The organism is Micromonospora sp. NPDC051925, from assembly GCF_044548625.1.
Taxonomy (GTDB): Bacteria; Actinomycetota; Actinomycetes; order Mycobacteriales; family Micromonosporaceae; genus Micromonospora.
On record NZ_JBIUCH010000006.1, the window covers coordinates 1 to 12,229 of the forward strand.

Consider the following 12,229-nt stretch of genomic DNA (forward strand, 5'->3'; position numbering starts at 1 on the left):
CCAGGTTTCGCCCGCTCTGCGCAACGCCTGGCATCCACCAGGCCACCCGAAACCCGGACACCCCGGCCCCGGACGACCCGCCGGCAAACGCCGCACCCGCTACCCAGTCATCCGCCGAAACGCCCTCCACAAGGGAAAGTAACCACCCACCCCCCACAGCACCACCAAACAACCACACCACACCCAAGACCACCCTGCCCAAAAACGGTCAAAACACGAGCCGCTGGGACGGCTTAAGCCGTCCCAGCCACCAAGCCGTCCCAGCCCTGACCTGCAACGGGACGGCTGGGACGGCTGGGACGGCTACCCCGGGCAACCCTGACCGCCTAGCAACGCACCTACCTCTCCCCCCGAGGAAGGACAGCCACCCGTGACCAGCCGACCGAAGCGCACCACCCGCCAAATCACGCCTGCCCCGGTCCTACCTGAGGAACTGCTGACCATCGAGGAAGCCGCCGACCGAATCAAGATGAGCGTGCGCTACCTGCGACGCGCTGTCGCCGAACGCCGAATCGCGTTTCACCGCCTCGGCCGTTCGATCCGGTTCGATCCCGCCGACCTTGCCGCCTTCGTGGTGGCGGGCCGCGTAGAGCCCCTGACCGCCGAAACCGTGTGGCGCGAGTTGAGGAGTGTTGCCTAACCATGGCGAACAAAGACGGACACCGCCGATTCGGGAGCGTCCGCAAGCGGGAGTCGGGTCGCTACCAGGCCCGCTATCCCGGTCCGGACGGCCGGATGCGTTCTGCCCCGCAGACCTTCGCTCGCAAACCCGAGGCTGAGCGGTACCTGTCCCTGATCGAGGTACAGATGGCCCGGGGCGAGTGGATCGATCCCGAGCGTGGCAAGGTGCGTCTACGCGACTACGCCGAGCGGTGGATCGACGAGCGGCCGAACCTGCGGCCCCGAACCGTGCACCTGTACCGCTGGACCCTCGGCAAGCACGTCACGCCGTACCTCGGCGATATGCCGCTCAACCGGATCGACACGCCGATGGTTCGGGAGTGGCGGTCGCGTCTGTTGGCGGAGGGCGTATCGGTGACCATGGCCGCAAAGGCGTACCGACTTTTGCGCGCCGTCCTGATGACCGCCGTCAAGGAAGACGAGTTGATCAGGGTGAACCCTTGTCGCGTCGTGGGCGCAGACCAGGAGAAACCCGCAGAGCGGCCGGTGCTCTCCGTGCCGCAGATATTCGCGTTGGCCGAGCGGATGCCCGACCGATTCCGGGCGCTGATCCTGGTCACGACCTTCGGGTGTCTGCGGTGGGGTGAGGCGGTGGCCCTGCAACGGTGCGATGTCGACCTGACCGCCGGCACCGTGCGGGTTCGGCAGGCGTTCGTCGAACACCGGGGAACCGGCCTAATTCTCGGTCCGCCGAAATCGCGGGCCGGTGTACGGATCATCGCGCTACCGAAGGCCGCTCTACCGGCGCTGAAACAGCACATGGGCAACCATGTCGGCGTGGCGTCCGAGGCGTTCGTGTTCACCGGTGAGAGCGGCCGGAACCTCTGGCGTGGCAACTTCAACAAGCTGGTCAAGTGGCCCGAGGCGGTAGCGGCAATCGGCGCGGCCGGGCTGCACTTCCACGACCTGCGGCACACCGGCAACACCCTCGCATCGCGGGCACCGGGCGCGAGCCTGCGCGACATCATGGCGCGGATGGGCCACGACAGTCCGCGTGCCGCGCTGATCTACCAGCACGCCAACCGGGAGGCCGACCAGGGCATCGCCGACGCGATCGACAAGGCGGTCAAGGCGGCCCGACGCAAGCCGAGCAAGCGCAAGCCGAAGCGGGCCGCCGAGGGTGGCGAACCAGCGACCGAGACGAGCTAATGGCCCGTTAATGGCCCACGGCCGGTTTCGACTCTCCTGACAGCATGAAGGCCCTGGTCCGGACTCACGTCCCGGCCAGGGCCTTCATGCGTTGGAGCGGGTGACGGGAATCGAACCCGCACTGTCAGCTTGGGAAGCTGATGTTCTGCCATTGAACTACACCCGCAAGCGGGATCACTGTACCTGAGGTGACCGCGCCCGCGCACCCTGGTACCCCGTGCGCCGCCGACGACGGAGCGTCATCCACCGGCTACCACCAGCGCAAACAGAACGGTCAGATGTTTCACAGAAGGAGCATAGGGACGTTCTCAAACATGTGGATCGGTTGTAACGTCACCCCCACGTTCACGACCTCGGTACGACATACCCCCTGTTGTACCGCCAGAAAGAGGTGGGCCCATGGGACTTCGTCCCAACCTGCTGACCCGGCGTGCCGCCGGTGTCGCATCGACGACCTTCGCGCTGCTCCTGAGCACCGCTGCGGTGGGCGTCGTGCCTGCGGCTTCCGCGTACTCCGCAGCCCCCGGCAACGCCTCCTGCGCTGAGCCGACCGACGTCCCTGCGGACGTCCACTCTGACGCGCGTGTCCGCGCCGGCAGCAAGGCCGCGAACAAGCGGCACGACCCGAACGAGCTGACCGCCAAGCAGGTCAAGGAGCGGGAGGCGAACTTCGCCGTCGCACTGCGCAACAGCAAACTGCGGTCGAAGTCGAGCATCCGCACCGGCTCCATCGAGGGCAGGACGGTCGCGCTGGCCCCGATCTCCGTTCCGGTCGTCGTACACGTGATCCAGCGGGACAGCACCCGGGGCGGCGGCAACATCCCCGACTCTATGATCAACTCGCAGATCGACGTGCTCAACAAGGCGTACAGCGGTGCCACGGGTGGGGTGGCCACCGGCTTCACCTTCCAGCTCCAGAAGATCAACCGGGTCACCGAGCCATCCTGGTACCCGATCGTGGAGGGTTCCACGATCGAGCGGCAGATGAAGACCTCGCTGCGTACCGGCGGCAAGAACACCCTCAACATGTACCTGGGCGAGCTGAGCGACGACCTGCTCGGCTGGGCGACCTTCCCCAAGAGCACGCTGGACGTGATGGACGGCGTCGTCGTGCTCGGCGAGTCGCTGCCGGGCGGTGCCGCCACCAACTACAACCTGGGTGACACCGGTACCCACGAGATCGGCCACTGGCTGAACCTCTACCACACCTTCCAGGGTGGTTGCTCCGGCTCGGGCGACGGCGTCTCCGACACCCCCGCCGAGCGCGAGCCGGCCTTCGAGTGCCCGACCGGCCGGGACACCTGCACCGCAGCCGGCAAGGACCCGATCACCAACTTCATGGACTACACCTACGACTCGTGCATGTACCAGTTCACCGCTGGTCAGGCGAGCCGCATGGTGAACGCCTGGACCGCCTACCGCGCGGCGGCCTGACAGACAGAGCAGACGCCGGTGCCGGCTCCGTCCCTCCCGGACGGGGCCGGCACCGGCGTTTCCAGGGTCAGGCGGCGGTACGGCGGGTGTCGAACCCGTGCCGTCCGTGGCGGGTGGGCTGCTGGTCGGGTACGCCCACGACGTCGGGTCGGCCCGCCGTCGGGTCCAGCCAGACCTGCACGGTGGGACGGCCACCGTCGGGGCTCATCGGGCCGCCGTAGTCGCGGCGGGTGAGCATGGCGACGTCCACACTGAACTCGAAGAGCCGCCAGTCGACCCGGGGTGCGGCCCGGCCGATCTCGGCCACCAGCGCCACCCGGGCGGGGTCGGTCACCGGCTCGGCACGGCCGGCGACATAAGCCTCGTCGTCGCTCTCCTCCGGTGGGAACGAGTGGAGCGCGTAGCGGCCGTCGCGTTCGAGGTCACGCCGCTTCGGCGAGTCGACGACGAAGCAGAAGAGCCCGCCGTCGGTGACCAGCGGACAGACCGGGTGCACCCGGGGGCCGCCGTCGGCGCGGACGGTGGCCAGGTAGCCGAAGCCCGGCCCGTACTGCTGGAGGAGAAGGCGGATCCCGTCGGCGAGTCGGGGCTCGTCGGCGGCGAATGCGGACCAGGATGCCATGCGGTCATCCTATCGAACAGGCGTTCTAAAATCAGTCCGACACGCAGGTGGAACGGCCCGACTCTCGGGCCCGGGGACACTGGCGGCGGCGCTGGCCGTGGCCGACCACGCAGCCAAGGCCGGGCGGCCGGGTCGGCTACGTCGCCGCCGATCCTGCCGACCAGGCGGCCGACGCCGGACGGCCGGGTCGGCGTCGACGTGAATCGTCTACGTCATCAGCTCCAAAGGACGCGGGGCAGGTAGTGTGCCTCCCGTTCCGGGCGGGCAGTGCCCCGGAGACCACCACCGGACGGACTCGACCCAAGGCCGCGTACCCCATCATCTCCGCACCTCGGCGGGTGCTGGTGGGCGGCCCGGCCGGCGGGCCGGGCCGGGGTGCTCGATATGGTGTCCCGATGCTGCTCTCCGACCGGGACCTGGTCTCCGAGATCAAGGCGGGCGCGCTGGCGCTGGAGCCCTTCGAGCCGAGTCTGGTGCAGCCGTCCAGCATCGACGTGCGCCTCGACAAGCTGTTCCGGGTCTTCAACAACCACCTCTACACCCACATCGACCCGGCCCTGCAGCAGGACGACCTGACCTCGATGGTCGAGGTGCCGGAGGGTGAGCCGTTCGTGCTGCACCCGGGCGAGTTCGTGCTCGCCTCCACGCTTGAGGTCATCTCGCTCGGTGACCAGCTCGCCGGGCGGCTGGAGGGCAAGTCGAGCCTGGGGCGGCTGGGCCTGCTCACCCACTCGACCGCCGGTTTCATCGACCCGGGCTTCTCCGGCCACGTCACGCTGGAGCTGTCGAACGTGGCGAACCTGCCGATCACCCTGTGGCCGGGCATGAAGATCGGCCAGCTCTGCATCTTCCGGCTCTCGTCGCCGGCCGAGCACCCCTACGGCTCCGAGGTGTACGGATCGCGCTACCAGGGCCAGCGGGGGCCGACCCAGAGCCGTTCCTGGCAGAACTGGCGCACCTGGCCGACCCGCTGACCGCACCCGCCGGGCCGGGGACGCCAGACAGTGCGTCCGGGGACGCCACCCGGCGCGTCCGGGCCCCCTGACCGGAGGCCCGGACGCGAGGATCAGCCGGGCCGGCCGTAGCTGTTGACCGGTCCGTCGTCGACCCGCTTCATCGTGATCGGCTGACCGGACTGGGACGCGTGCACGACCCAGCCGTCTCCGACGTACATCCCGACGTGGTGCAGGTCGGAGTAGTAGAAGACCAGGTCACCGGGGCGCAGATCGGCCCGGCTCACCCGGTCGGTGACCTGGCGCTGCTGCCGGGCGTTGTGCGGCAGCGACACCCCGGCCTTCGCCCAGGCGGCCATGGTCAGCCCGGAACAGTCGTAGTTGTTCGGGCCGGCCGCGCCCCACACGTACAGCTTGCCGATCTGGGCGCAGGCGAACTTGACCGCCGTACCGGCCGGGCCGCCGGGGTAGCCGGCCGGGCACGGGGCCGGGCGCAGCGGCCCGCCGCCGCCGTTGCCGTAGACCTTGAGCCGTAGCTTCTGCAACCGGTCGATCTCGGTGTTGATCTGCTTCTTCTTGGCCGCCAACTGGGCCTCGGTACGGGTGAGCTGGGCAACCATCTCGTCCAACGGCGCCTTGGTCGTGGCGAGTTCGTCGCGCAGTTCGGCGACGGCCTGCACCTCGCGCTGCTGACGGCTGGCGAACCGGTCCAGCAGCCCCAGCTGTTCGACCACCTGGCTCGGGTTGCGGCTGCCCAGCAGTGCGTTGACGGTGGACATGTTCTCGCCCTTGTACGCCTGGACGGCGAGGCCGCTGACCTGGTTCATCGCCTGGTCCACGCGGCGCTGCAAGGGTGCGATCCGCTTGCCGAGCGCGTCGGCCTGCCGGCGCTTGACGGCGAGGTCGGCCCGGGTGGCGTTGTGCTGCTCGATGATCGGTTCGAGTTTGTTCCAGTCCTGGTCGATCTGTCGCTCGATCTCGGCGACCGAGGGGTCGGCGTGGGCCGCCGTGGCGCCACCGGTCAGGACGACCGCGGCGGCGGCCAGGGCGGTGAGAGTGGTGGTGAAGCGGGACCAGCGTGGGCGCGGCGCAGCCGTCCACCGGGCGACCTGGGTCGACCGGCGCGACGGTGGCCGCGGGGCATGGTGTGCCACCGGGCTCCGGGCTCCTTCTTCCTCTACCGCCTACCGGGTTAGCTGACGGGTTCGGGCGGGAAGGGAGCGCCCTACCGCAGTGGCTGCGGATTCACCCCGGCGTACCTGGGTCCCCGGCTCGCCCGGAGGCGACTCGGCGGTGCCGGCCGACGCCACCCCGGATGGGGCGGACCTGGTGCCGACCGACGATTGACCAGAGTAGAGACGGTCGTTATCGATCCGCAACCCGCCCGGCCGAACACGACGTGCCCGGATACGCGTGAACCCCCGGCCGATCGGCCGGGGGTTCACGTCTGCGCTGGTCAGCCCGGTCGGCGGAAGCCGGCCACCGGCATGTAGTTGATGCTGGTCACCTGGACCGGCTTACCGGTCCGGGGGGCGTGCACCATCATGTCGTTGCCCAGGTAGAGGCCGACGTGGTGCAGGTCGCTGAAGAAGAAGACCAGGTCGCCGGGGCGGGCCTCGGAGCGCGGGATGGCCCGGCCCTCGTTCCACTGGGCGCCGGTGAAGTGGGTCAGCGAGATCCCGGCCGCCTTGTAGGCGAACTGGGTGAGGCCGGAGCAGTCGAACGAGTTCGGCCCGGTGGCCCCCCAGACGTACGGGTCACCGACCTGCTGGCAGGCGGTCCGGATCGCGGTGCGGGCCGCGGAGCTGACCACCCCGTTGATCGTGGGGCAGCCGGCCACGTTCACGGTGGTCTTCGGCATCGACGCCTGGAGCCGCTTGATCTCGGCGTTGATCTTGGTCTTCTTGGTCGCGAGGTCCTTCTCCTGCTGCACCTCGGCGGCGATCAGGGCGTCGAGCTTCTGCTTCTCGGAGTCGTACTTGCGGCGTACCACGAGCACGGCCTCGACCTCCTTGCGCTGCTCGGCGGCGAGGCGGTCCAGAATGGTCAACTGCGCGGCGAGGGTACCCGGCTTGCTGGTGGTGAGCAGCGCGCTCAGCTCCTGCGACGGGCCGGACTTGTAGTAGCGGGAAGCGAGGTCACCGACCCGGCCAAGGGCCAGCTCGCTCTGCAGGGCCAACGGCTCGATCTTCTTCTGCAGCTCGGCCGACTTCTTGCGGTTGACCTTGAGCTGGGCCCGGACCTTGTTGTAGCTCTCGATGGTCGGTTCGAGCTGCTCCCACTGCTTGTCGAGAGCCGCTTCGATCTCCTCGGGCGACGGCGCGGCATGCGCCGGCACGGCGAGCATCCCGGCGCCGACGGCAACCGCCGCGACCACGGTGAGTAGGCGACGGGCGATCCGCCGAAGGGCTGCCGGCCGAACGGGCGGCTGGCCCTGGACGTGACGTTGAGGGGGCATGGTTGCCACCGGCGTCGACTCCTTTGCAACCGACCGCCGGGCGCCTCGCTAAGGGGAAGAAGGAGGCAGACGTCCCACAGCGGCCGGTGCAACATTAGGGGGAGTCACGGTTCGGAATCAAGGCGGGTCGCCACTCCATCACATGAGTGCGATCGCTTGCACACAAAGGGTGTTCCTTCAATTTCCAACGATCGCAGTCAATACATCGTCGAGGGTGACCACACCGAGGGGACGGCGACCGTCGCTCACCAGCACCATGTGCCGCCGCTCGCGCCGCATCGCCAACAGCAGATCGGCCAGCGTACGGTCCGGAGGCACCACCGCCAGCGGCCGGTAGACCTCGGCCGGCACCGGTGCCCGGCGGGACGCCCCGGCGTACCCGAGGACGTCCTTGACGTGCACGAAGCCCAGTACCCGTCGGGTGGAGCGCTGCACCACCGGAAACCGGGACCGGCCGGTGCTGGTCGCCAGCACCTCCAACGAGGCCGGTGAGACGTCCTCGGCCACCGTGGTCACCGTCGACCAGGGTTGCAGCGCGTCCGCCGCCGTCCGGTCGTGCAACGCCAACGCCCCGGTGATCCGGGCGTGCTCCTCGGCGTCGAGCAGCCCCTCGGTGCGGGCCTGGGCCACCAGCCCGGCCAGCTCCTCGGCGGTGAAGACCGTCTTCACCGCGTCCCTGGCCTCCACCGCCCACAGCCGCAGCACCTGCCGGGCCGCCCACTTCATCGCCAGCAGCAGCGGCTTGGTGGCCAGGCAGAACGCCAGCATCGCCGGCCCCAGCCAGAGCGCCGACGGCTCCGGGCCGGCCAGGGTGATGTTCTTCGGCACCATCTCGCCGACCACCGTGTGCAGGAAGACCACCACGCCCAGGGCGATCAGGAAGGAGACCGGGTGCACCGCGCCGTCCGGCAGCAGCACCGCGTGGAACGCTGGCTCCAGCAGGTGTGCCAGGGCCGGCTCGGCGATCGCGCCCAACCCGAGCGAGCAGACGGTGATGCCGAGCTGCGCCCCGGCGATCATCAGCGGGATCTGGTTCATCGCCGACAACGCCCAACGGGCCCGCTTGGAGGTCGCGGCCAACGGCTCCACCACGGTACGCCGGGACGCGATCAACGCGAACTCGCTGCCCACGAAGAACGCGTTGCCGAGCAGCAGCACCACCGCGACCAGCAGTTCAGTCATCGACGTGCGGCTCCTCGGGGCGGACCACCCGAACCTGTTCGATCCGGTGCCGCTCCACCTCGACGACGGTGAACTCGTAGCCGTCCGCCCGGGTCGTCTCGCCGGGCAGCGGGATGTGCCCCAACCGGGCCATCAGATAGCCCGCCAGCGTCTCGTACGGGCCCTCGGGGAGCCGGAAGCCGGTCTGCTCGAACAGTTCGTCCTCCCGCAGCACCCCGTCGACCAGGATGGTCCGTTCCCCGCCCGGCACGGTCAGCCCGGTGGCGTGGGCGTCGTCCACGGTGGCCGGGTCGAACTCGTCGGCGATCTCCCCGACCAACTCCTCGACCAGGTCCTCGACGGTCACCACCCCGTCGGTGCCGCCGTACTCGTCGACCACGATGGCCAGGTCGGCGCCCTCGGCCTTCAACGCGGCCAGCACGCCGTCGAGGTCCAGGCTCTCCGGGACGTACACCGGCTCACGGGCGACCGAGGCGACGGTGGTGCCGGCCCGTGCGGCCAGCGGCACACCGAGCGCGTCAGGTACGGCCGCGACACCGGTGACCAGGTCGAGAGTCTCCTCGTAGACGGGGAACCGGGTCCGGCCGGTCCGCCGGGACAGGTCCAGCAGCTCGGCGACGGTGGCGGTGGCCCGCAGCGCGATCACGTCCACCCGGGGGGTCATCGCCTCGGCGGCCCGCTTGTCGCCGAAGCGGATGGTGCGGCGCAGCAGCATGGCGGTGTCCGGCGGCAGCGCGCCGGCGCGGGCCGAGATGGCCGCGAGCAGACCCAGTTCCTCCGGGGAGCGGGCGCTGGCCAACTCCTCCTGCGGTTCCACCCCGAGCTGGCGGACCAGCCGGTTCGCCGAGTTGTTCAACCCTCTGATCAACCAGCCGAAGGCCCGGGAGAAGGCCCGCATCGGCCCGGCGGTGGCGAGCGCCGTCGGCATCGGTCGGGCCAGCGCCAGGTTCTTCGGCACCAGTTCGCCGAAGAGCATCGAGAGCAGGGTGGCCAGCGCCAGGGCGAGCAGCGGGCCCAGCCGGTCCTCCACGCCCCCCAGGGGGGCCAGCAGCGGGGCGAACAGCCGGGACAGGGCAGGCTCGGCCAGGTAGCCGGTGAGCAACGCGGTGAGGGTGATGCCGAGCTGCGCCCCGGAGAGCTGGAAGGAGAGTTCGCGAAGCGCCCGGCGGACCGTGGCGGCCGTGGCGTCGTCGGCCTCCGCCCGCCTGTCGATCTCCGATCGGTCGACGGTGACCAGGGCGAACTCGGCCGCGACGAAGAACGCGTTGCCGGCAGTCAGCAGCACGAAGCCGACCAGGGGCAACAGCGTGCCGAGCACCAGACCGTCGATGGACATGATTGTTCCACGGTCGCGCCCGCAGTCACCAGAAGGTATCGGACGGTGACCGGGAGTCGCGAACCACCCCGGGTCCGGAGCAGGCCGGGCGGGTGACCGTCGCTACCGACCCCGACCTGCCGACGACCACGGCGGCGGCACCTCGTGGGTGCCGCCGCCGTCGGGCCTCCGGTTGCCCCGGGGGTACGGACTCAGCCGGCGGCCGGCGCGGTCTCCCTGGCCCCGGGGGCGGCATCCGGCCTGACCGAGCGGAGCAGCACGCTGGCCACGTCGACCACCTCGACCTGCTCACCGGCGTCCTTGCCGTTGACCCCGTCGTTGAGCATCGTCGAGCAGAACGGGCAGCCGACGGCGACCGTCCTGGCCCCGGTGGACATGGCCTCCTCGACCCGGTCCACGTTGATCCGCTTGCCGATCTTCTCCTCCATCCACATCCGGGCACCGCCGGCACCGCAGCAGAAGGAGCGCTCGCTGTTGCGCGGCATCTCGATGAGACCGTCACCACCGGCCCCGATGGCGCTGCCGAGCACCTCGCGCGGGGCGGCGAAGACCCGGTTGTGCCGGCCCAGGTAGCAGGGGTCGTGGTAGGTGACCCCACCGTCGACCGGCTGCACCGGGGTGAGCCTGCCGGTGCTGACCAGGTGAGCCAGGAGCTGGGTGTGGTGGACCACCTCGAACTCGCCGCCGAGCTGGCCGTACTCGTTGCCCAGCGTGTTGAAGCAGTGCGGGCAGGTGGCGACGATCTTGCGGCTGGGCTTGTCCCGCCCCTCGAACGCCTCGTTCAGGGTCTCGACGTTCTGCTGGGCGAGCATCTGGAAGACGAACTCGTTGCCGATCCGACGGGCCGGGTCACCGGAGCAGGTCTCGCCCTCGCCGAGGATGGCGAACTTCACGCCCGCCTCGTGGAGCAGGGTGGCGACCGCCCGGGTGGTCTTCTTGGCCCGGTCCTCGAACGCGCCGGCGCAGCCGACCCAGAACAGGTACTCGAAGTCGTCGACCTCGCCGACCCGGGGCACCTCGAAGCTCAGGCCCTTGGTCCAGTCCTCGCGGGTGTTCTGCGGTGCGCCCCACGGGTTGCCCTTGTTCTCCAGGTTGCGCAGCATGACGCCGGCCTCGGACGGGAAGCTCGACTCGATCAGCACCTGGTAGCGGCGCATGTCGACGATGTGGTCGACGTGCTCGATGTCGACCGGGCACTGCTCCACGCAGGCCCCGCAGGTGGTGCAGGACCACAGCACGTCCGGGTCGATCACGCCACCTTCCTCGGCGGTGCCGATCAGCGGCTTGTCGGCCTCGGCGAGGGTCAGCACGTCCAGGTGGGCGAGCTGCGCCTGGGTGGCCTTCTCCTCGCCGGTGAGGTCCTTCCCGCCACCGGCCAGCAGGTACGGCGCCTTGGCGTAGGCGTGGTCGCGGAGGCTGAGCACGAGCAGCTTCGGCGACAGCGGCTTGCCGGTGTTCCAGGCCGGGCACTGCGACTGGCAGCGGCCGCACTCGGTGCAGGTGCTGAAGTCGAGCAGGCCCTTCCAGGTGAACTGCTCGACCTGGGCGACGCCGAACTGGTCCTTTTCGGGGTCGGCCTCCTCGAAGTCGAGGGGTTTGCCCTGACTCGTCATCGGCCGCAGCGGGCCGAGGCCGGAGCCGGCGGGCCGGGCCGGCTCGCGCTTGAAGAAGATGTTGAAGAACGCCAGGAAGCGGTGCCAGGCGACGCCCATCGTCACGTTCAGCGCGATGACGATCAGCCAGGTCATCGAGATGGCGATCTTGATGGCGGCGGCGATGCTCACACCGGCCTCCCAGTCGGGCAGCAGCGCGCCGACGGCGTGGCTGACCGGGGTGGCCCAGACCGGGTACTCGAAGTGGTCGGTGGCGACCTTGAAGCCCCGGATCACGAAGCCCATGACCAGTACGGCGAGGACGACCGCCTCGACGAAGTAGCCCTGCCACATGGTGGAGCCGGTGAACCGGGAGCGCCCGCCCGGACGGGTCGGCCGGTGGCGTACCCGGATCGTGATCAGCACCAGGATGCCGACCGTGCCGAGCACCGCGATCACCTCGGTGACCAGGCCGTAGACGGCGAGGCCGCCGATCAGCGGCAGCCCGCCGGTCGGCGAGACGACCTCGAAGTACGCCTCCAGCACGAGCAGTGACAGCACGATGAAGCCGACCATCACGAACCAGTGCGCGGCGCCCACCACGCCCCACTTGAGCATCCGGGTGTGACCGGCCGTCTCCACCAGCATGGTCTTCGTCCGGGTGCCCTTGTCGGTGAACCGCTCCGGCGCGGGTTGCCCCAGCCGGATGACGGCCACCATCTTCAGCACCGCGCGCACCGCGAGCCACACCGCCACGGCGGTGATGGCGGCCGCGAGGATCGTGGTGACGATCTGGACGCTGCCCATCGAGTTGGCCTCCCG

10 protein-coding genes, 1 tRNA gene and 1 riboswitch are annotated in these 12,229 nt (G+C 69.8%); of the genes, 4 read left to right on the forward strand and 7 right to left on the reverse strand.

Annotated elements, in window-relative coordinates; genetic code table 11:
* The first annotated feature begins 370 nt into the window (after window positions 1-370).
* Entirely contained in the window at window positions 371-640 is a 270-nt protein-coding gene (locus ACIG87_RS09465; RefSeq protein WP_396849728.1) for a helix-turn-helix domain-containing protein, read from the forward strand.
* A gap of 2 nt (window positions 641-642) precedes the next feature.
* The gene (locus tag ACIG87_RS09470; protein WP_396849729.1) at window positions 643-1,830 is read left to right on the forward strand and encodes a tyrosine-type recombinase/integrase; all 1,188 of its coding nucleotides are present in this window, start codon (window positions 643-645) and stop codon (window positions 1,828-1,830) included.
* Window positions 1,831-1,922: 92 nt separating this feature from the next.
* Here the strand turns inward: ACIG87_RS09470 and ACIG87_RS09475 are convergent.
* A tRNA-Gly gene (locus ACIG87_RS09475) sits at window positions 1,923-1,996 on the reverse strand.
* 233 nt (window positions 1,997-2,229) lie between these two features.
* Here ACIG87_RS09475 and ACIG87_RS09480 point away from each other — a divergent pair.
* Window positions 2,230-3,264, forward strand: a complete 1,035-nt coding sequence (locus ACIG87_RS09480; protein WP_396849730.1) for a zinc metalloprotease — start codon at window positions 2,230-2,232, stop codon at window positions 3,262-3,264.
* A 67-nt stretch (window positions 3,265-3,331) separates the two neighbouring features.
* On the opposite strand, the gene ACIG87_RS09485 is transcribed toward ACIG87_RS09480, so the two are convergent.
* On the reverse strand, window positions 3,332-3,886 hold the full coding sequence (locus ACIG87_RS09485) for a pyridoxamine 5'-phosphate oxidase family protein (RefSeq protein WP_396849732.1): 555 nt from the start codon (window positions 3,884-3,886) through the stop codon (window positions 3,332-3,334).
* Window positions 3,887-4,281: 395 nt separating this feature from the next.
* Here ACIG87_RS09485 and dcd point away from each other — a divergent pair, with 395 nt between their 5' ends.
* A complete protein-coding gene (dcd, locus tag ACIG87_RS09490; protein ID WP_396849733.1) occupies window positions 4,282-4,860 on the forward strand; it encodes a dCTP deaminase in 579 nt (192 codons plus the stop codon).
* Window positions 4,861-4,952: 92 nt separating this feature from the next.
* Here dcd and ACIG87_RS09495 read toward each other — a convergent pair whose 3' ends face one another.
* The 5 genes from ACIG87_RS09495 to ACIG87_RS09515 form a co-directional block, all read right to left on the reverse strand.
* Entirely contained in the window at window positions 4,953-5,993 is a 1,041-nt protein-coding gene (locus ACIG87_RS09495; RefSeq protein ID WP_396849735.1) for an NlpC/P60 family protein, read from the reverse strand.
* Window positions 5,994-6,005: 12 nt separating this feature from the next.
* Window positions 6,006-6,142: riboswitch (cyclic di-AMP (ydaO/yuaA leader) on the reverse strand.
* Window positions 6,143-6,295: 153 nt separating this feature from the next.
* On the reverse strand, window positions 6,296-7,297 hold the full coding sequence (locus ACIG87_RS09500) for a C40 family peptidase (protein WP_396849737.1): 1,002 nt from the start codon (window positions 7,295-7,297) through the stop codon (window positions 6,296-6,298).
* Window positions 7,298-7,474: 177 nt separating this feature from the next.
* The gene (locus ACIG87_RS09505) at window positions 7,475-8,479 is read right to left on the reverse strand and encodes a hemolysin family protein (protein ID WP_396849738.1); all 1,005 of its coding nucleotides are present in this window, start codon (window positions 8,477-8,479) and stop codon (window positions 7,475-7,477) included.
* Entirely contained in the window at window positions 8,472-9,815 is a 1,344-nt protein-coding gene (locus tag ACIG87_RS09510) for a hemolysin family protein (RefSeq protein ID WP_396849740.1), read from the reverse strand. The genes ACIG87_RS09505 and ACIG87_RS09510 overlap by 8 nt, the downstream gene beginning before the upstream one ends.
* 191 nt (window positions 9,816-10,006) lie before the next feature.
* Window positions 10,007-12,214, reverse strand: a complete 2,208-nt coding sequence (locus tag ACIG87_RS09515) for a (Fe-S)-binding protein (protein WP_396849742.1) — start codon at window positions 12,212-12,214, stop codon at window positions 10,007-10,009.
* Window positions 12,215-12,229 lie beyond the last annotated feature (15 nt).